Source organism: Agilicoccus flavus (assembly GCF_014857905.1).
GTDB classification, from domain to species: domain Bacteria; phylum Actinomycetota; class Actinomycetes; order Actinomycetales; family Dermatophilaceae; genus Agilicoccus; species Agilicoccus flavus.
Genome location: NZ_JACYXE010000003.1, coordinates 95245 through 114175, shown reverse-complemented (window position 1 = coordinate 114175; position 18931 = coordinate 95245). Strand labels below are relative to the sequence as shown.

General features: G+C 74.0%; 17 protein-coding genes. 5 read left to right on the top strand and 12 right to left on the bottom strand.

What is annotated here, in order from left to right:
- Both sppA and ICW24_RS06345 read left to right on the top strand, forming a co-directional pair.
- Positions 1-1881, top strand: coding sequence for a signal peptide peptidase SppA (gene sppA / locus ICW24_RS06350; RefSeq protein ID WP_226344880.1), 1881 nt, complete (start codon positions 1-3; stop codon positions 1879-1881).
- Between the two features lie 151 nt (positions 1882-2032).
- Positions 2033-2773 carry a PIG-L deacetylase family protein gene (locus ICW24_RS06345; RefSeq protein WP_226344879.1) on the top strand — a complete coding sequence of 247 codons (741 nt, stop codon included), beginning with the start codon at positions 2033-2035 and terminating at the stop codon, positions 2771-2773.
- 22 nt (positions 2774-2795) lie between these two features.
- On the opposite strand, the gene ICW24_RS06340 is transcribed toward ICW24_RS06345, so the two are convergent.
- Positions 2796-3542 carry a cobalt-precorrin-6A reductase gene (locus ICW24_RS06340; protein ID WP_226344878.1) on the bottom strand — a complete coding sequence of 249 codons (747 nt, stop codon included), beginning with the start codon at positions 3540-3542 and terminating at the stop codon, positions 2796-2798.
- 74 nt (positions 3543-3616) lie between these two features.
- Between ICW24_RS06340 and ICW24_RS06335 the strand changes: the two genes are divergently transcribed.
- Positions 3617-4813 carry an epoxide hydrolase family protein gene (locus tag ICW24_RS06335; protein ID WP_226344877.1) on the top strand — a complete coding sequence of 399 codons (1197 nt, stop codon included), beginning with the start codon at positions 3617-3619 and terminating at the stop codon, positions 4811-4813.
- A gap of 503 nt (positions 4814-5316) precedes the next feature.
- Here the strand turns inward: ICW24_RS06335 and ICW24_RS06330 are convergent.
- The 7 genes from ICW24_RS06330 to ICW24_RS06300 all read right to left on the bottom strand — a co-directional run bounded on the left by ICW24_RS06330 (position 5317) and on the right by ICW24_RS06300 (position 10662).
- Complete coding sequence (locus ICW24_RS06330; protein ID WP_226344876.1) at positions 5317-5646, bottom strand: DMT family transporter; 330 nt, start codon at positions 5644-5646, stop codon at positions 5317-5319.
- A complete protein-coding gene (locus ICW24_RS06325; protein WP_226344875.1) occupies positions 5646-6008 on the bottom strand; it encodes a DMT family transporter in 363 nt (120 codons plus the stop codon). The genes ICW24_RS06330 and ICW24_RS06325 overlap by 1 nt, the downstream gene beginning before the upstream one ends.
- Positions 6005-6565 carry a TetR/AcrR family transcriptional regulator gene (locus ICW24_RS06320; RefSeq protein WP_226344874.1) on the bottom strand — a complete coding sequence of 187 codons (561 nt, stop codon included), beginning with the start codon at positions 6563-6565 and terminating at the stop codon, positions 6005-6007. The genes ICW24_RS06325 and ICW24_RS06320 overlap by 4 nt, the downstream gene beginning before the upstream one ends.
- A gap of 138 nt (positions 6566-6703) precedes the next feature.
- A complete protein-coding gene (locus tag ICW24_RS06315; protein ID WP_226344873.1) occupies positions 6704-7609 on the bottom strand; it encodes a M14 family zinc carboxypeptidase in 906 nt (301 codons plus the stop codon).
- A 376-nt stretch (positions 7610-7985) separates the two neighbouring features.
- Complete coding sequence (gene cobM, locus ICW24_RS06310; protein WP_226344872.1) at positions 7986-8732, bottom strand: precorrin-4 C(11)-methyltransferase; 747 nt, start codon at positions 8730-8732, stop codon at positions 7986-7988.
- Complete coding sequence (gene cbiE / locus ICW24_RS19655; protein ID WP_226344871.1) at positions 8729-10123, bottom strand: precorrin-6y C5,15-methyltransferase (decarboxylating) subunit CbiE; 1395 nt, start codon at positions 10121-10123, stop codon at positions 8729-8731. The genes cobM and cbiE overlap by 4 nt, the downstream gene beginning before the upstream one ends.
- Positions 10120-10662 (bottom strand): GNAT family N-acetyltransferase, encoded by a 543-nt coding sequence (locus ICW24_RS06300; RefSeq protein ID WP_226344870.1) that lies wholly within the window; start codon positions 10660-10662, stop codon positions 10120-10122. Before ICW24_RS06300 ends, cbiE begins: the two co-directional genes overlap by 4 nt.
- Positions 10663-10840: 178 nt before the next feature.
- Between ICW24_RS06300 and ICW24_RS06295 the strand changes: the two genes are divergently transcribed.
- The gene (locus ICW24_RS06295; protein ID WP_226344869.1) at positions 10841-12142 is read left to right on the top strand and encodes a cytochrome P450; all 1302 of its coding nucleotides are present in this window, start codon (positions 10841-10843) and stop codon (positions 12140-12142) included.
- Positions 12143-12195: 53 nt separating this feature from the next.
- Here ICW24_RS06295 and ICW24_RS06290 read toward each other — a convergent pair whose 3' ends face one another.
- The 4 genes from ICW24_RS06290 to hisF all read right to left on the bottom strand — a co-directional run bounded on the left by ICW24_RS06290 (position 12196) and on the right by hisF (position 17323).
- The gene (locus tag ICW24_RS06290) at positions 12196-13155 is read right to left on the bottom strand and encodes a methyl-accepting chemotaxis protein (protein WP_226344868.1); all 960 of its coding nucleotides are present in this window, start codon (positions 13153-13155) and stop codon (positions 12196-12198) included.
- Between the two features lie 312 nt (positions 13156-13467).
- Complete coding sequence (locus ICW24_RS06285; protein ID WP_226344867.1) at positions 13468-15057, bottom strand: methyl-accepting chemotaxis protein; 1590 nt, start codon at positions 15055-15057, stop codon at positions 13468-13470.
- A gap of 444 nt (positions 15058-15501) precedes the next feature.
- A complete protein-coding gene (locus ICW24_RS06280) occupies positions 15502-16467 on the bottom strand; it encodes a DUF5996 family protein (RefSeq protein WP_226344866.1) in 966 nt (321 codons plus the stop codon).
- Positions 16468-16519: 52 nt separating this feature from the next.
- On the bottom strand, positions 16520-17323 hold the full coding sequence (hisF, locus tag ICW24_RS06275) for an imidazole glycerol phosphate synthase subunit HisF (protein ID WP_226344865.1): 804 nt from the start codon (positions 17321-17323) through the stop codon (positions 16520-16522).
- A 40-nt stretch (positions 17324-17363) separates the two neighbouring features.
- Here hisF and ICW24_RS06270 point away from each other — a divergent pair, with 40 nt between their 5' ends.
- Positions 17364-18908, top strand: a complete 1545-nt coding sequence (locus ICW24_RS06270) for an FUSC family protein (RefSeq protein ID WP_226344864.1) — start codon at positions 17364-17366, stop codon at positions 18906-18908.
- Positions 18909-18931: the final 23 nt, after the last annotated feature.

Here is an 18931-nt window from a genome sequence, read left to right as displayed (position 1 = left end):
GTGAACCTCCGTGATCTCCTGGACCGCCTGCCCATCGACCCCGCGCTGCTGCGCAAGGTGCCCGTGCCCGGCCTGCAGGGGCGCGTCCTGCTCGAGCTCGACCTCGACCGGGGCGCCGCCGAGGCCGACCCCGAATCGCCGATCGCCGCGATCCGCCAGCGCAACACGCCCACCCTGCGCGCCCTCGTCGACGGCCTCGAACGCGGTGCCCGCGACGACCGGGTCGTGGGCCTCATCGCGCACACGACCGGGCTGCGGGTGCCGCACACGGCCGCCGACGAGATCCGCGACGCCGTGCTCGCCTTCCGCGACTCCGGGAAGCCGACGCTCGCGTGGACCGAGACGTTCGGGGAGGTCACCGGCGGGATGACGCCCTACTCGGTGGCGAGCGCCTTCGATCAGGTCTGGCTCCAGCCGACGGGCGAGCTCGCGCTGACGGGGGTCGTCGCCGGGTCGCCGTTCGTGCGGGGAGCCCTCGACCGGCTCGGTGTCGTCCCCCAGTTCTCGACGCGCAAGGAGTACAAGACCGCCGCCGACCTGTTCCGTCGCGAGAACATGAGCGAACCCGCCCGGGAGATGTACGAGGCGATCGTCGGCTCCCTCACGCTCACCTTCGTGACGCGGGTCGCGCGCGGCCGGGACCTGCCCCCGCAGGTGGTCTGGGACGCCATCGACGAGGGCCCGATGCCGGCCCGTCGAGCCCTCGAGCAGGGGTTCGTCGACCATCTCGGCTACCGCGACGAGGCGTTCGCGGCGATGCGGGCCGCCGTCGGCGCGACCCCGGACCGCGCGGCGGCCCGGGCCACGGCCCGCCCCGAGCAGGACGGGCACGCCGCACCCACGACGCCGGCGTCCCCCACGACCTCCGGCGCCGGCGCGTCGGCGGAGGCGCCGGGGTCCGACGACCTCGACCTGCGCTTCGTCGACCGGTACCGCAAGAGCGTCCTGGAGAACCCGGCGACCACGCTGCGGCGACGCAAGAAGCCCGTCGTGGCCGTCGTGTCGGCCGGCGGGCCCATCCACCTCGGCCGGGCGCACGGGCCGTCGCGGGGCCGGTCGATCTGCCCGGAGCACCTGGGCGCGGCGCTCCGCTCGGTCGGCGAGGAGGAGCACGTCCGCGCCGTCGTCCTGCGCATCGACAGCCCCGGCGGCTCGTACGTCGCCTCCGACGCCCTCCGCCGCGAGATCCTCCGCCTCCGGGACTCGGGACGTCCCGTCGTCGCGTCGATGGCGGGGGTCGCCGCGTCCGGCGGGTACTACCTGTCGATGCCGTGCGACGAGATCGTCGCGGGCGCCGGGACGCTCACGGGCTCCATCGGGGTCCTCGCGGGCAAGCAGGTCGTCTCGGCCGGGCTCGAGCGGATCGGGGTCCACGTCGACACCGTCTCGCAGGGGCGCTACGCCGAGATGTTCTCGGCCCAGCGCGAATTCACGGACGACGAGTGGGCGCGGCTCGACGCGTGGCTCGACGAGATCTACGCCGACTTCACGACGAAGGCGGCCCACGACCGCGGCATGGACCTCGCCGACCTCGAACCCCTCGCCCGGGGCCGGGTCTGGACGGGGGCGGACGCCGCCGAGCGCGGGCTCGTCGACGCCGTCGGCGGCCTGTCGGTCGCGCTCGACCGGGCCTGCGCCGCCGCCGGCCTGGGCCGCGACGCGGTCGAGGTCCGGGCGCTGCCGAAGTCGTCGCCGTTCGAGATGCTCTCGGCCGCCGAGAACAGCGACAGCGTCTCCGTCACGGCCGGGATCGACCCGCTGGCCGGCGTCGTCGGGCGGGCCGTGGCCGACACCGGGGAGGCCCTCTTCGCCCGCGCCGCGGCCCAGCTCGGTCTCGAGCTGCCGGGACCCCTCGCCATGTCCCCGCTGCGCCTGCGGTGACCGATCGACCGACGGCCCCTGCTGTCTCGCCGGGCGCGGGATCGGGGTCACGGCTGCGCGGACGCCGGGCGGTGCCCATGCTCGTAGCCTGGCCGTGTCGGGTGCCACGCCCGGCGGGCCCGCCGGCCCTCTCACCTCGGTAGGAGAAACCATGACGGACGCGCCGTCCCCCGCCCCCTCCGGCGACCTCCCCGAGCTGCCCGACGACTGGGCCAGCGCGCTCGTCGTCGTCGCGCATCCCGACGACATCGAGTACGGGCTGGCCGCGGCCGTGTCGCGCTGGACGAGCGAGGGCAAGACCGTGCGCTACCTGCTCGTCACCCACGGGGAGGCGGGGATCGACGGGGTCGAGCCGGCCGAGGCGGCGCCCCTGCGGGCCCAGGAGGAACGCGACGGCGCCGCCGAGGTCGGCGTGGACTCCGTCGAGTTCCTCGACCACCACGACGGCGTCGTCGAGTACGGCCTGGCCCTGCGGCGCGACCTGGCCCGCGTCATCCGCGCGCGCCGACCCGACGTGCTCCTCGGGATGACGCACCGCGAGCGCTTCGCCGGGGGCGGCACGAACCAGTCCGACCACCGGGCCGTGGGCCAGGCCCTCGTCGACGCGCGCGCCGACGCCGGGAACCGCTGGATCTTCCCCGAGCTCGTCGCCGAGGGGCTCGAGCCGTGGAGCAGCGGATTCGTCGCGCTGGCCTCCTCCCCCGAACCGACGCACGTGATCGACGTGTCCGGCCAGCTCGACGCCGCCGTCGCCTCCCTCGAGGCGCACACGCGCTACCTCGACGGCCTCGGCGAGTCCGCGCCCGACCCCCGCGAGCTGCTCTCCGGGATCCTCGGGGGCGGCGGCGCCCTCGCCGGCGTCGAGCACGCCGTGGCGTTCGAGGTCTTCTGACGTCGGCCGCCGCGCCGGGGCGTCAGGCCCTGGCGAGGGCTGCGCGGGCGGCGCCCGCGGCGTCGGGGACGACGGTGAGGTCGACGCCGGCGACGCGGGGCGGGCGAGGGCGGGCGACCATGACGACCGGCAGGCCGAGGTCGCGGGCGGCGTCGAGCTTGGCGCGGACGTCGCCGCCGCCGCTGTTCTTCGTCACGACGACCTCGATATCCCGGCCGCGCAGTAGCGCGAGCTCCCCCTCGAGGGTGAAGGGGCCGCGGTCGAGGAGGACCTCGTGGCGTGCCGGCAACGGCGGGTCGGGCGGCTCGATGCTGCGCATGAGGCACCAGGCGGCCACCTGCGCGAAAGCGGCGGCGCCCTGGCGGCCGGTCGTCACGAGGAGCCGGTCCCCCAGCCCGTCGGCCACCCGCGCGGCCGCGGCCAGGTCGGGCACCGCGTGCCAGTCGTCGCCGGGCCCCGCCTCCCAGCCGGGCCGGTCGAGGCGCACGAGCGGCACCCCGGTCGCGGCCGCGGCGTGCGCCGCGTGGGCGCTCATCGTCGCGGCGAACGGGTGGGTCGCGTCGACGAGCACCTCGACGTCGTGCTCGCGCATCCACGCCGCCAACCCGTCGGTGCCCCCGAAACCGCCGACGCGGACCTCGCCCGCCACCCCGGCACTCTCGCGGACGCGCCCCGCGAGGCTGGAGGTCACGCGGCACCCGCCGGCGGCGAGACGACGGGCCACCTCGCGGGCCGGGGCCGTGCCGCCGAGGACGAGGACGTGTCGCATGGGCTCGAGTGTGCCCGGGGGGCCGCGCCGCCACCGGCCCCGGGGCGTTCGGACCGCGACCTAGAGTCGTGCCCATGCCTGCCGAGCCCGAGGAATCGAACGCGAACGCCATCACGCCGTTCACCCTGGACATTCCCCAGAGCGACCTCGACGACCTCCGATCACGGCTTCTCCGGACGCGCTGGCCGGACCCAGAGACGGTGAGCGACACGTCTCAAGGGGCTCGGTCCGACAAGATGCGGGCCCTCGTCGACCACTGGATCCATCGCTACGACTGGCGTCGGATCGAGGCGCGACTGAACGAGTGGGGCCAATGCACGACCGTCATCGACGGTCTCACGATTCATGTCCTCCACGTACGCTCCCGCGTCGAGGGGGCCCGACCGTTGGTGTTGACGCACGGGTGGCCCGGCTCCGTCCTCGAGTTCCGACACGTCATCGGGCCTCTCACGGATCCCGAGGCCCACGGCGGTGTCGCCGGCGACGCCTTCGACCTCATCATCCCCAGCCTTCCCGGGTTCGGTTTCTCGGGCCGCCCGACGCGGACCGGGTGGGATCGAATGCGGACGGCGCGCGCGTGGGCCGTCCTCGTCCGGCGCCTCGGCTACGTGAACTGGTTCGCCCACGGCGGTGACGTCGGGGCGTTCGTCACGGCCGATCTCGCGGCGATCGAGGCACGCGAGGGGATCGGACTGCGCGGCATCCATCTCAACGAGACTCCGTTCGCCCCCACGGAGGACGAGATCCGTGACGCGGACGCGCAGGAGCGACAGATGCTGCGGGAGGGAGAGCAGTACGGGGACCGGCTCTCCGGCTACTTCCACGAAATGACCACGCACCCGCAGACCATCGGGTTCTCGCTGTCCGATTCGCCCGTCGGGCTGGCATCGTGGATCTACACGATGGTCCAGGACATGGCGGGGTCGCACAGTGAGCACGGGGATCTCGAGAAGTTCTTCACGCTCGACGAACTCATCGACAACATCATGCTCTATTGGCTTCCCAACACCGGTGCGTCGGCGGCCCGGATGTACTGGGAGGCGGCCTCCGGCGGCACCGCGGACGCGGGGACGCTGGAGGACCCGGTGACCGTGCCCACCGGCGTGAGCATCATGCCGGGCAGCTACGGCCGCCGGTCACGTCGGTGGATCGAGCGTCGCTATACCGACCTCGTCCACTTCTCCGAGGTCTCCCGAGGCGGCCATTTCGCCATGCTCGAGCAGCCCGAAGCTCTCGTGAACGACGTCCGGGCGACCTTTCGCCACCTGTGAATCACAGCCGCCGCCCGGGGCAGGCTCGAAAACACGGGAACGGAGAGTTTTCGGCACGCGTGCGGCTGTACGTACTGACGAGTGAGAAGCTCCCCGAGGTGGCCGAGCGGATCGAGGACGTAGACGACACGGGCCGCCTTTGCCTCCAGTAGTCGCCGATAGAACACAGCGGACTCTTCGGCGTCGCGGGCCGGGATGATGACGTGGTCGAAACGGGCGGTCATCCCTCTCTCCTGTCGGTTCCCGGGCATGCGAAAGGGGCCCGTGCGCGGTCGCGAGGGGCCTGCGGCGGTGAGGGTCGGCGAAGGAGCCGGCGTTGCGCCGGCGGTCGCCGTGACAGGGGTATGACGTTCGCGACCAGTCACGCGAGGATGCTGGGCGCGGGGATGTCACCGTCGACCTTCCAGAGGTTCGGTGCCTCCATGCCTCGCACGGACTGCCACCGGCACGCGACGCTGAGGCTCTCGCCGCGAGGTCCGACGCAGCTCGATCGAGGCGTCCGGTCAGGACGACGCGTGCGCCGCGCCGAGCTCGACGAGGAGGACGCCGCCGATGATGAGGGCGATGCCGCCGAGCATGACGGGGGTGAGGGGCTCGTGGAAGAGGATCCGGGACGCGACGGCGGTGAGGGCCACGCCGGCGGCGGCCCAGATCCCGTAGGCGACGCCGAGGGCGAGCCCCGCCGCGAGCCCCAGGCTGAGCAGCACGAACGCGAGCACGTATCCGACGCCCACGACGACGTAGTAGCGGGGACGGCCCATCGCCGCCACGCGCAGAGACAGGGTGCCGGCCACCTCGCTGAGGATGGCCCCGGTCAGGAACAGCCACCCCATCAGCCGACCTCGCTCGCCTCGGTCGCGCGGCGGGCCCGCTGCGCCTGCTGCGACCCGAGCTCGACGGCGAGGACGCCCGCGATGATGAGGGCGATCCCCACCCCCATGAGCCCGGTGAGCGCCTCCCCGAAGATGAGCGACGACAGGACCGCCGTGGCGGCGACGCCGAGCGCGCCCCAGATCCCGTACGCGACCCCGAGGGCCATGCCGCGGCGCAGGACGAGCGCGAGGAACGTGAACGAGGCCACGTACCCGAGCCCGACGACGGCGTACAGCCCCGGCCGCTCGAGAGCGCCCTTGAGCGACAGGGATGCGGTGACCTCGCTGGCGACGGCCGCCGCGAGGAGGAACCAGGTGGTCACGAGCGCTCCTCGACGAGTCGGTGCCCGAGCTCACGGACCTCGGCGCGGTCCCGCTCCGAGAGGGGAAGGCCGCCGGCGGCGGCGTTGAACCACAGCCCGTCGGCGATGAGGCGGACGCCGTGCAGGCGGGCCCGCCGCTCGGGGGGCGCGTCGGCGGGGATCCCGACGAGCGCCCCCAGACGCTCGTTCCACGTCGCGGCGAGCCGCTCGCGCAGTCGCGGGTCGGCGAACATGACGAGGTCGCCGGAGTCGAAGTGGCCGTCGCAGATCCAGTCGAGGTAGGCGAGCAGCCGGGCCTGCAGGGTCGGCTCCCCCCGGTCCGCTGCGGGAAGACGCCGCCCGAGCGCGTCCTCGTAGGAGTCCATGAGGTGGTCGACGACGGCGACCATGAGCACCTCCTTCGTCGGGAAGTGGTACATCAGCCCCGGCTTGGTCACCCCGGCCGCACGGGCGGCGCTCTCCAGCGAGATCGTCGCGCCCCCGCGGGCCAGCGCGAGCGTGCTCGCCAGGATGTCGCCTCGGGACGAGGGCCGGTGGGCGGGCAGAGGAGACCTCATCCCGTAAATATACCTTCCGGTCGGGTAAGTAACTCGCTCGGGGGTATCACGTTCCCGACCCGCGACGTGCACGGCGTGACGGGTCCGGGGACGCCGACGGGGGCCGGGGCCGACGGCCCCGACCCCCGTCCGGCGGGCTCAGTGGTGGGTCGCGAGATGGCGCAGCGCGGTGACGTTCCGGCTGATCATCGAGGCGGGCACCGGGCGGGACAGCTCGACGGTCAGCGTCTTGACGTCGGGGTGGCGCGTCCCGAGCCAGGTTCCGTTGCTGCCGTGGTAGGCGGGCAGCACCTTGACCGGCAGCCCGGACAGCCGCGCGTAGGTCCGGGCCACCTGCGCACCCGCGCCCGCGTAGTCGACGCAGCGCAGCGCCTGGTGATAGGTGACGTACGCGGTCGGCTTCACCGACCGGACGAGGTCGTACAGGGCGAGCGACTCCGGCTCCGACAGGGCGCCGCGGCCCGGGTAGTACACGTAGCCCGGCTTCCCCTTGGGCGTCCAGCCGACGAAGTTGCGGTTGAGGTCGACCTTGCGGGCGTTGTGGCGCGTGCCGGCGGCGGCCCCGTCGGGGTTGGGCCGTGCGACGAGGACGTAGGCGACCCCCCTGGGGGCACCGCGCCGCGCGACGGCGTCGAGGATGGGCAGCCCGGCGCACTCGTTGCCGTGGATGCAGCCGACGACGATGACCCGCTTCTTCGCCCCCAGGTCGCCGACGACCCGCACGGTGATGGGGCGGCCGCGCACGGACCGCGCGACCGTCTGGGTGCCGGGCTTGAGCTTGAAGGTCGGCCGCAGCATCGCGTACGTCCGCTCGTCGACGGCGCCCGTGGCGCGGAGGCCGTTGCGCGCCTGGAACGCCCGCACACGCGACGTCGTCAGCGGCCCGTACGTGTTCGCCAGCACTCCGGTGCTGCGCGCCCGGCCGAAGTTGCGGATCTCGGAGGCGCGCAGGGCCCGGTCGATCTCGGCGACGACGGCCCCGACGCTGCCCCGCTTCGCGACGACGTCGGTCGCCGCCGCGGCGGACACAGCCGCGGCCGACACGGTGTGCACAGCGGCCGCGGCGGGCGCGGCTGCCGTGACGGCCGTGGCGGCGGGAGCTGACTGCGCGGCCGCGGGCGACGCCCCGAGGGAACCTCCGACCACGAGGGCGGCGATGCCGACGGACGCCGCGCGAGCCGCGCGGGCGGTCGACGATAGGGGGCGAGGGGGTGTGATCGGAACGCTCGACTGGTGCACGGCGGGCCTTTCGACGGGCGACGGACGGAGACGGGAGCCACCTTCGAGGTGGCACCTGCTCCCCCCGCCACCCCGCGGCCCCGCTGCTCGTCAGCGTGCCACGCACCCCGTCCCGACGGGCGGACCCGGCGCGCACCTGTCACCGAATCGTGTTCTCCGCCTTGGGCGCCCGCGCACTCGCTCAGGCGTGTCGTTCCCGGTGGGGCGAGTACAGGTGGCTGTCGGGGAACCCGTCCGCGGCGAGGACGTCGCCGACGAGGATGACGGCGGTGCGGCGCAGCCCGGCCTCGTGCACCTGCCCGGCGATGTCGGCGAGAGTGCCGCGCAGGACCACCTCGTCGGGCCGGGACGCGTAGGCGACCACGGCGGCGGGGCAGTCGGGGCCGTACCCGGGCGTGAGCTCGGCGACGACCTCGTCGATCGCCTGCGTCGCGAGGTGCAGGACGATGAGCGCGCGGGTCGCGGCGAACGCGGCGAGCGTCTCCGTCGGGGGCATCGCCGTCGCGCGCCGGGCGATACGCGTGAGGACGACCGACTGGCCGACCGTCGGCACGGTGAGCTCGCGTCGCAGACTCGCGGCGGCGGCCGCGAAGGCGGGGACGCCCGGCACGAGCTCGTAGTCGATGCCGAGCTCGTCGAGGCGCCGCATCTGTTCCGCGCAGGCCGAGTAGATGGACAGGTCGCCCGACTGGAGGCGCGCCACGTCCTGGCCCGCGGCGTCGGCCTCCGCGAGCACGGCGACGATGGCGTCGAGGTCGAGGTCGGCGGTGTCGACGAGCCGCGCGCCGGGGGCGGCCTGCGCGATGAGCTCGGTCGGCACGAGGGCGCCCGCGTAGACGACGACGGGGCACTCGCGCACGAGGCGCTGGCCGCGCACGGTGATGAGGTCGGGGGCGCCGGGCCCGGCGCCGACGAAGTGGACGGTCATGACGGGTCCTTCGCTGCGATGGAGGGGGTCGAGGGGTGCCGGGTGTCCGAGCGGGGAGGCCGGGACGCCCCGTCCTCTCGCGCGGGACGAGCACCCGGATCGGCGGCGGGTCCGCGCCCCGGCACCGGCGCGAGGCGGTGGGCCCACTGCGTCACGGGCCGCGCGGGCACCCACCCGGTGAACGAGCCGAGGCCCTCCGCGCGGGAGACCTCGAGGCGGGTGAGGCGCCCGCCGAGGCGCCGCGCGGCGTCCACGAGCAGCGCCTCGGACTCGAGGGTCACGGCGTTGACGACGATCCGGCCGCCGGGGCGCAGCGCGGCCAGGCAGTGCTCGAGCAGGCCGGGTTCGGTGAGCCCGCCGCCGACGAAGATCGCGTCGGGCGGGTCCAGCCCGGCGAGCGCGTCGGGGGCGCGGCCGGTGACGACGCGCAGCCCGGGCACCCCGAGCCGGGCAGCGTTGCGGGCGATGCGCTCGGCGCGGTCGGCGCGGGGTTCGAGCGCCACGGCGCGGCAGCGGCGGTGCGCCCGCATCCATTCGATCCCGATCGTCCCCGTGCCGCCGCCCACGTCCCACAGCAGCTCGCCGGGGGCGGGAGCCAGGGCGGCGAGGGTGAGCGCGCGCACCTCCCACTTCGTGAGCTGGCCGTCGGTCTCGTAGGCGTCGTCGGGCAGGCCCGGCACGAGGCCGAGGGCGGGTGTGTCGTCATCGCGCACGCAGGTGATCGCGACGACATTGAGGGCGTCGACCACCTGCTCGTCGGGGCCGGTGCCGTCCGCCCAGTCCGTCGCGATCCGCTCGACCCGGCGCTCGCCCGGTCCCCCGAGCTGGGAGAGGACGGTCACCCGGCTGCCGCCGAACCCTCGGTCGCGCAGGAGCGCCGCCGCCGCCCGGGGGGTCGAGGCGTCGCGGGAGAGGAGCAGGACCCGTTCGCCGTCGTGCAGGGCCGCCGCGAGGGCGTCGAGCCGCCGCCCGACACCGCTGACGACGGTGACGTCCTCGACGGGCCAACCCAGGCGGGCGCACGCGAGCGACATCGACGACGGGTGGGAGTGGAGGACGAGCCGGCCGGCGCCGACCTCCGCCGCGAGCGTCGTCCCGATGCCGTAGTGCACCGGGTCCCCGGAGGCGAGCACGACGAGCGAGGAACGGCCGTACCGGTCGACGAGGCCGCGCACCGCGGGGCGCAGCGGCGTGGGCCAGGCGACGCGCTCGGCGGTGACCTCCTCCCCCAGCAGGTCGAGCTGGCGGGGGCCGCCGATGACGACGCCGGCCCGGCGCAGCACGGCCCGCGCGTCGTCGGTGAGCCCGGCCCAGCCGTCGGCGCCGAGGCCGACGACGTGGACCGGCGCCGCGTCGTCGGCCCGATCCGCCACGCCGGGTTCGGCGCTCACAGGTCGCCGCTGACGAACGAGAACACGACGAGGTCGACGCGCCCGCCCTTGACGACGCCGGCGTTGCGGGCGACGCCCTCGCGCGTGAAGCCGGCCCGGGCGGCCACGGCGAGGGAGGCGGCGTTGCCGGGAGCGGCGCGCAGCTCCACGCGTTCGATGAGGCGGGCCCGGATGGCCCATTCGGCGAGCAGCCGCGTCGCCGCCGACGCGAGCCCGCGGCCGCGAGCGGCGGGGGCGACCCAGTACCCGACCTCCGTGCAGCGCGTGGTCCAGTCCGTGTTCTTCAGATCCAGGCAGCCCACGAGGCCGGAGCCGTCGTCGAGCGCGAAGACGATCCCCGTGTTCCCTTCGAGCGCCCGGGGCGCGGCGACCTCGATGAAGTCCTGCGCGTGGCGGCGTTCGTACGGCTGCGGGACGGACGTCCACCGCTGCGTCTGCGGGTCCGCGCATGCGGCGACCACGGCGTCCACGTCCTGGGGGCCCAGGGGGCGCAGGGTGAGGTCCGGCCCGGCCAGGGTCGTCGGGGTGAAGCGGGTCATGGCCCCCGATCCTAGCCCCCGGCCGCGGCCGTCCCGACCGCCGTTCCGGCCGCGGACAGGGCCGTGACCTGCGATGATGGGGACTCATGAGCCGAGCGGCCCATCACTGCACCGCCGTGACCTGCGCGGGGGGCGCCGGTGGCGCCCGGGTCGGCCACGGAACGGAGGGGATTCCACGATGAACCGGTCCACGCCCGTCTCGGTCCCGCCCGGGGCTCGCAAGTCCTCCCGCGGCGACGACGCCGCCACGCCCGGCCTCGAGCTCGTGGGCACCACGTGGCAGGTGCGCGGCCACGACGAGGTGCGTCACGTGCTGCGGTCGGGGGTCGTCGTCCAGGCCGGCTTCGCCGCCGAGACCGTGCACGGGCGATCGTCCCGCCCCGCCCGACGCCGGGCCCGGCGCCCGTGGCGGCGGCCGACCGGGCCCGCCCAGGCCGCCACCGGGCCCACTCGGGCCTCCACCGGCCGGGCCACCCCGGTGCTCTACGCCCACGGCGAGGAGCACCGCGCCCAGCGCCGCGCCATCGCGCGCTACTTCACGCCGGCCGCCGTGCGCACCACGTACCGCGGCCTCATGGAAGAGCGGGCCGACGACCTCGTCGCGCAGATCGCGTCAGGCGGCCGCGTCGATCTCGCGGCGGTGACGATGCGCTACTCCGTCGAGGTGGCGAGCCGGGTCGTCGGCCTGACCGAGTCCGACGTCGCGGGCATGACGCGCCGCCTGTCGCGCTTCTTCGAGGTCACCCCGCCGCTGCCGGTCGACACCCGCGAGCGGCGCAGCCGACTCGCCTCCTGGATGGCGGTGCTGCGCGGGACGCGGATGACGCTGCCCCTGGTCGCCTTCGATCGCCACGACGTCCGGCCGGCCGTCACCGCCCGGCGCGCGCGGCCGCAGACCGACGTCATCTCCCACCTGCTCGCGTCCGGCTATTCCGACGCCGAGATCCTCACCGAGTGCATCACGTACGCCGCGGCCGGGATGGTGACGACCCGCGAGTTCATCTCGATGGCGGCGTGGCACCTGCTCACGCACGAGCCGGTCCGCCGCGACTACCTCGCCGCCGACGAGACCGGCCGCCACCGGATCCTGCACGAGATCCTCCGGTTGGAGCCGGTCGTCGGCCACCTGTACCGCCGCGCGAACGCTCCGCTGGAGTTCGACGACGGCACGGTCGTCCCGGCGGGGGCGCTGCTCGACCTCCACGTCCGCGGCGCGAACGCCGACGAGGGCGCCGTCGGCCCGGACCCGCTCTCCCTGTGCCCGCACCGCAGCACCGCGCCCGGGGTCCGCGACGAGGCGCTGGCCTTCGGCGACGGCAGCCACCGCTGCCCCGGCAACGCGCTCGCCATCGCCGAGAGCGACGTGTTCCTCACCCGCCTGCTCGCGCTGCCGGTGCGGCTCGTCTCCGCGCCGCGGCTCGAGTGGGACGAGCTCATCAGCGGGTACGTCGTCCGCGACATCGAGCTCGAGGCCGGCTGACGCGCCGGCCCCGCTCCCGCGCCGGGGCGGGAGCCGGCGGGGCCCGGCCCCGATCAGCGCTGCAGCACCTCGCGGGTCGCCAGCGACTGCTCGGCGAGGACCCCGGCGATGGAGTGCTGGGCGTCGTTGATCCGCTGCACGGTCGCACGCACGCCCTCCAAAGCGGAGGTAACCGACTGGGCCGCGCTTTGGATCCCGCCTACCTTCGCGGTGACCTCTTCGGTCGCTGTTGCGGTCGCGCGGGCCAGGTCCTTGACCTCGGTCGCGACGACGGCGAAGCCCTTACCTGCCTCGCCGGCCCGGGACGCCTCGATGGTGGCGTTGAGGGCGAGCATGTTCGTCTGATCAGCAATAGTCGCGATAGTCCGTACGACGAGGCAGATCTCGACGGTCGACGCGTCAAGGGATGCGACTATGCCGTCCGCCTCAGCGGTGAGGCGGTTGGCCTGCTCGGCCACATTGCTCGCCTCCTCCATGTTGCGCTCGACGTCCGCGATCGTCGAGCGCAGGCGTCGACCTGCCTCCTTGAGGCGGGCCTGGGCGCGGCGATGTTCGATAGCGTTCGACACGAGCAGGGCTGCGTTCTGCAGCGCCTCCTGGCGGGCGGGTGTGAGCTCGATGACCCGCGAGGTGAAGAAGTCCATCGTGCCGACGACGTGACCGTCGCAGACAATGGGGAGGCAAACGCCCGAGTGGATGCCGGCCCGTTGAGCCGCGGGCGCCCGCACGCAGTCGATCACGCGACCGAGGTCCGGTTCGAACACCATTTGCCGGGTCCGCCACGCCCGCCCGGCGACGCCTACGCCCTCGGCAAAAGTTGATTCGCGGGTGACGCGCCGGAACTCCTCCCCTGCGTGTCCCGACTCGACGGCGTTGCGCAGGACCTGGTGGTGAGCGTCGACCTCCCAGAACGAGGCGTACTCCCACTCGAACTCGAGCCGGATCGCGTCCAGTGCGACCTGGACCGACGCCCGCTCCGAGTTCGCCGAGCGCACCTCCTGGAACACCCTCATGAAGCCAAGGAACGCCTCGCCGCCGCTGCGGGTCGATCCGCCCCGCGCCAACCCGTCAGCTCCTCGAGCGTGCCGCCCCTGGCGACGTTCGAACCACATCATCGTCCTCCTTTTCTAACGGCGGTCCCTCGACGGTGTCGAGACTCGGCGTTCGCGGACATCGAAACTCGCCCATGTGATAGACCGGGTGAGCGTGACGGGCGCACCCGGCAGGTGTGCCCACTCTTGGTAGGCGGAGAGATCGGGCGGGGCGGTGGTCTGTACCCCGTCTCTAGGTGCGGGGCGGCCCGTGTCGGTTAGGCCGTCGCACGTTCAGTACTCGAACCGGTTCACTAGCTGCTCGAGCCGGGTCATTTCTCCCTCCAGGGTGACCGCGGGCCCGCAGACGAGGGCGGTGCGTCGCGGATGCTCGGGTACGGCCGCCCCCCTGCATGAGTCGCAAGAGTGAGCCACCGCGCGCAAGTGATGTGCGTCTTCGGCGACAAGCGGAGCGCCCCGGCCCCGGTCTGCAATGATGTGCCGGCTCATGTCGTCGGTGGTCGCGTTCTGCTCCTCCACGGCGGCAACAATGGTCGATTGAGTCTCGTTGATCTGGCCGATGATGGAGCGGATCTCGGCGATGGCGGCCACCGCGTCCTGGGTGTCCGCCTGGATGGTGTCTACCCGGTGGGCGATGTCCTCAGTCGCGAGTCCCGTCGCCCGAGCGAGGTCCTTGACTTCGCTCGCAACGGCCGAGAAACCCTTGCCGGCCTCACCGGCCCGGGCCGCCTCGATCGCCGCGTTGAGGGCGAGCATGTTCGTCTGCTCCGAGATGTCGGTGATCGTCCGCACGACCTTGCCGATCTCGATGCTCGACGTACCGAGCTTCGCGACGCGCATGTCCGTGGCGTCGGCCATCTCGACAGCGTGGGCAGCCACGTCGGCCGCGAGCCGTGCCGAGCGGGCGATCTCCTGGATGGAGGCGTTCATCTGCTCGGTGCCGGAGGCGACGGTGTGGATGGTCTCGCCCACCGAGGTCGTCGTCCTCGCGACCCCGCCGACGAGGTCACGCAGGCGCTCCTGGGCGCGGCCCAGCGCCCGACCGATGTGGGTGATCTCGTCGTTGCCGCTCAGGCGCGGTACCGACGTGAGGTTGCCCGCCGCCATCTGGTCGATGGAGGTGTGCAGCTCGCGCAGTTGCCCGCGCAGCCGGAACGCGAGGGTGAGCGTGATCCACGTGCACAGGATCATGACCAAGAGGACGACCGCGAGCTGGACGAGGCGCACGATCATGTCGATGCGCCCGGCCTCCTCGCCGGCGGCCTGGATCCGCATCGTCAGCGAGCTCTCGAGCTGCGGGATGAGCACGGCGAGCTTCTGGTACTCCCCCCACGCGTCTTCGAGGACGACGCGGTCGGCCCGGGCCAGCGCCGCGGGTGTGTTCGTCCGGAGCAGCGCCATCGCCCGGTCGTCGGCGGCGAAGAAGCGCGCCCACGCCTCGCGGATCCGTTGGTACTGGCCGCGTTCCTCGGCGGTGAGCGTCGACATCGGCATCGTCGTGAGCACCCGGCGGAGGTCCTGCGACGACCGCAGGTAGCCCGCGCGGTTCGCGTTCGTCTTGGCGATCGCCCGCGGGGCCCCGATGCGGCGCGTGTCCCAGGCGACGGCCGCCTGCCAGCCGCTGACGTCCGAGTTGTACGTGCGGATCGTGGCCGCGACCGCGAGCGCCGACCGGATCTGTTCCGTGCGCTCGAGCTCGGCGCGGTACCGGTTGGAGGAGACGAACCCGACGCCCCAGACGATGAGGGCGCCCTGCGCGCCGACGAGGCCCACGATGATGAGCCGCGCGATGATCCGCAGGCGCGCGTCGTGGGGGGTCCGACGGCGGCGGCTCTCGGTCCGCGACGTGTCCTGACGCTCCATGGTGCTTTCGTGTCTCCGTCCCCGGGGGCCGCGCCCCACTCCGAAGCGCCTATCGGCCGAAATGGCCCGAGCACCACCAAAGTCCCCGAATCGGGCGAACGTCTCCCGGCGGGGCGGCGCCCACCCGCCCCGCCCGCCTGGCCCGCGCCCGCCCCACTGGACGGGTCACCGGCGTCTCCCACAGCCGCCCGCCCGCACGGCGGGCGGCGGCGTTGACGATTTCTTGACGGAATCGAGGAGATCCGCGAACCTCGCGGTCGAGGACGAGGGGCAGGGGGCGCCCCTACGCTGGAGATCGGGACCCCGGCCACCCCCCGGTCGGGCCCACACCGGTGGCCTCGGCTCCCCCCCAGCCGGGGCCACCACTATGCCCGCACCGCTCGACGAGCCGGCGGACGCGCCGACCCTCGTCCGACGTCGGAACGTCGGTCCGGCCGGTGGTGCCTACCCGTGACCTGGTCGTCGCGGGCGGTGGTGGTCCCAGCGGGCGGGGTCGTCCTCGAGCGTGGCGCGGTCCCAGCCGCCGAGGTCGGCGGCCGCCGCGTACGTCGTGTGCAGGAACTCCAGGAGCGCCCGGTCGGGATCGTCGGCAGTGCGCACCGCCTCGTAGGGCAGGAGGAACTGGCCGTTGTCGGCGCTGTAGTAGGCGGCGTCGGGCCCTACCGGGTGGTCGGCGAACCCCTCCGGCTCCGGATAGGCGTAGGCGTAGAACGCGCCCTCCTCTCCCCCGCCGGGCCAGAACCCGCAGCTGCTCAGCTCGGCCGAGTAGCCCTCTTCCATGACCCAGTCCCCGCAGTTGGGGGCACCGCCGGGATGCGTGGGCGCCGAGCGGCCCGAGAAGCGCGTGCGGGCCAGATCCAGCGCCCCCCAGAAGAAGTGCACCGGGCTGACCTTGCCGACGAAGTGGGATCGGAACTCGCCCAGGACCCGGTGGGGCTGCGTCAGCTGACCCCAGAACAGTCGCGCGGCCTCGGGGTCGTAGGAGGCGTGCTCGGTGTCCTGCGCGAACGGGATCGCCGGGTCGACCTCGTTGGGACGGTCCTGGATCTCGACCCGGATGCCGAGCCGGCCCAGCGCCGCCGTCGTCTCCTCGTGGAAGTGGGCCACCGACTTGGCCTCGAGCCGGACGGTCTCGGCGCCGCCGTCGCTGCTGCGGAGGCGGAGCAGGTGGTCGACGAAGTCGAACTCGAGGTCGAAGAGCCGGTGGCCGTCGGGGATGCTGCCCGTGGTCAGCCCGCGCGGCGTGACGTAGAGGGTCACCTGCCACCAGTGGTTGACCAGTGGAGCGGACCCGAGGCGGATTTTGCCGACGATCTGGGTCCACATGTGCAGGGTGTCGCGGGTCGCGCCCCAGTCCTCGACCCGCAGCCGCGGCCACGCCTGACCGTTCGCGGTGTTCCGGGTCGTCACGTCGGCACCTCCGGGTGGTGGTTCGTCGTCGGTTCGTCGTGGGCGAGGTCGATCAGTGGGCCGGGGCGGCCGTGGCGCGGGACCGGCGCACGGCGTGGCCGGCGGCGGCCAGCGCGTCCTTGACCTGCCCGATCGTCAGGTCACCGAAGTGGAAGACGCTCGCGGCGAGGACGGCGTCTGCACCGGCCGCCACGGCGGGCGGGAAGTGCTCCACGGCCCCGGCGCCGCCGCTCGCGATGATCGGCACGTCGACGAGGGCACGGACGGCCGCGATGAGCTCGGCGTCGAAGCCGGCCTTCGTGCCGTCGGCGTCCATCGAGTTGAGCAGGATCTCCCCCGCGCCGCGGCGGGCGGCCTCCGCGCACCAGGCCAGCGCGTCGAGGCCGGTGCCCCGGCGGCCGCCGTGCGTGGTCACCTCGAAGCCGGAGTCGGTGGGCGGGCCGTCAGGGCGGCAGCGGCGCACGTCCGCGGAGAGGACGAGGACCTGCGCGCCGAACCGGTCGGCCACCTCGTCGATGAACTCGGGGCGCGCGATCGCGGCGGTGTTGACGCCGACCTTGTCGGCCCCGCTGCGCAGCAGCCGGTCGACGTCCGCGACGGTGCGCACGCCGCCGCCGACCGTCAGGGGGATGAAGACCTCCTCCGCGGTGCGCCGGACGACGTCGTACGTCGTCTCGCGGTCGCCGGAGGAGGCGGTGACGTCGAGGAACGTCAGCTCGTCGGCCCCCTGCTCGCCGTAGCGGCGGGCCAGCGCGACCGGGTCGCCCGCGTCGCGCAGGTTCTCGAAGTTGACGCCCTTGACGACGCGGCCGGCGTCGACGTCCAGGCACGGGATGACACGGGTGGCGACGGGCACGGCGCCAGTCTAGGTCGGTCCGCGGGGCAGAATGAGAGGCATGGACGCGCGCGAGGACGAGGCCGACGTCGGGCCCCGCGCCATCGGCGGAGGCGACGCCGCCCGCGCCCGACGCGGCGAACACCGCGGCTCCCGGCCTCAGGAGGCCCACGTCGTGCGGGGTCGAGGCGGTCGACGCGACGACGCCGGCGACCACGACACGCCCCATGCCCCCGACGACGACGACGACGACCTCGACGACGGCGGCCCGCGCGCGGTCCCCGCCCGGGGGCCCCTGGAGCGGGCGTGGCTCAACCTCTCGGCGGAGCTGGCCCCGCGGGCCGTGGCCCGCTCCCGCGACTCCGTCGAACGGCGCGTGACCCGGGCGCGGCAGCGGATCTTCTTCATCGTCCAGTGCGCGCTCTCCGCGTCGCTCGCCTGGTACATCGCGGGCGTGCTGCTCGGGCACCCAGAGCCGTTCTTCGCGCCGATCGCGGCGCTCGTGGCCCTCGGCCAGTCCTACGGCCAGCGCATCGAACGCGTCGTCCAGATCGTCATGGGCGTGGCGATCGGTGTGCTCGTCGGCGACACGTTCGTGCACTACTTCGGCGCCGGGTTCTGGCAGCTCGCCGTCATCATCGTCCTGTCGATGACCGTGACGAGCCTGCTCGGCGCCGGCATGCTCATGGTCACGCAGGCGGGGGTGCAGTCGGCGTTCGTCACGATGATCGTCGCCGGGCCCGGCGAGGCGTTCTCGCGCTGGACCGACGCCCTCGTCGGCGGGCTCGTCGCCCTCGCCGCCGCGACGATCACGCCCGTGTCGCCCCTGCGCCGGCCGCGGCGCTACACCGGCACCATCGTCGTGCAGCTCGGCGAGGTGCTCTCCGACACGGCCCGCGCCCTGCGCGAGCGCGACCGCGAACTCGCGGCCGCGTCCCTGACGAAGGCCCGCGAGACGGAGTCGGCCCTCGAACGCCTCCACGACCTCGCCGACGACGGCCTGGCCGTCATCCGCTCCTCACCGTTCCGGCGGGGGCACCTGCCGGCCGTGCAGGCCATCGCCGACATCATCGAGCCCCTCGACCGGGCCATCCGCAACATCCGCGTGCTCGTGCGCCGCGCCACCATCGCGCTGCGCGAGGGCGAGCAGGTGCCGAAGGCGTACATCGACCTCATCGACGACCTCGCCGCGGTCGCCCGGACCATGGCCGAAGACCTCGCCGAGCGCAACCTGCCGACGGGAGCGCAACCGCACCTGCTCGACCTCGCCGAGCGCACGACGTACGTGTCGTCGCGCCCGTCGCTGAGCAGCGAGGTCATCCGGGCGCAGGTGCGATCGACGATCGTCGACCTGCTCATGGTCACGGGGCTCACGCACTCGGAGTCCCTCGACTACATCCCCACGTCGTACTCGCTCGAGCCCGAGGGCGACGCCCCCGCGACCGAGCCCCTGTTCCTGCCGGCCGAGTCCGAGCCGGAGCCGCAGACCACGCCGCTGTCGATGATCGACCCGGTCACCGGCCCCCTCGACCGGGAGGCCATCGCCCGCAGCCTCGCGCAGCGGGAGCACCGGGAGGCGGAGCGCGACGCCCACCCCACCGGCTGACGCCCGTCGCGCCCGGGGAGGGG

What these genes read in the sequence shown, in the direction of transcription:
- ICW24_RS06345 (WP_226344879.1), top strand. Translation starts at nt 2,033, where the DNA reads ATGACGGACGCGCCGTCCCCCGCCCCCTCCGGCGACCTCCCCGAGCTG.
- ICW24_RS06340 (WP_226344878.1), bottom strand. Translation starts at nt 3,542, where the DNA reads ATGCGACACGTCCTCGTCCTCGGCGGCACGGCCCCGGCCCGCGAGGTG.
- ICW24_RS06335 (WP_226344877.1), top strand. Translation starts at nt 3,617, where the DNA reads ATGCCTGCCGAGCCCGAGGAATCGAACGCGAACGCCATCACGCCGTTC.
- ICW24_RS06330 (WP_226344876.1), bottom strand. Translation starts at nt 5,646, where the DNA reads ATGGGGTGGCTGTTCCTGACCGGGGCCATCCTCAGCGAGGTGGCCGGC.
- ICW24_RS06320 (WP_226344874.1), bottom strand. Translation starts at nt 6,565, where the DNA reads ATGAGGTCTCCTCTGCCCGCCCACCGGCCCTCGTCCCGAGGCGACATC.
- cobM (WP_226344872.1), bottom strand. Translation starts at nt 8,732, where the DNA reads ATGACCGTCCACTTCGTCGGCGCCGGGCCCGGCGCCCCCGACCTCATC.
- ICW24_RS06300 (WP_226344870.1), bottom strand. Translation starts at nt 10,662, where the DNA reads ATGACCCGCTTCACCCCGACGACCCTGGCCGGGCCGGACCTCACCCTG.
- ICW24_RS06295 (WP_226344869.1), top strand. Translation starts at nt 10,841, where the DNA reads ATGAACCGGTCCACGCCCGTCTCGGTCCCGCCCGGGGCTCGCAAGTCC.
- ICW24_RS06290 (WP_226344868.1), bottom strand. Translation starts at nt 13,155, where the DNA reads ATGAGGGTGTTCCAGGAGGTGCGCTCGGCGAACTCGGAGCGGGCGTCG.
- ICW24_RS06285 (WP_226344867.1), bottom strand. Translation starts at nt 15,057, where the DNA reads ATGGAGCGTCAGGACACGTCGCGGACCGAGAGCCGCCGCCGTCGGACC.
- ICW24_RS06270 (WP_226344864.1), top strand. Translation starts at nt 17,364, where the DNA reads ATGGACGCGCGCGAGGACGAGGCCGACGTCGGGCCCCGCGCCATCGGC.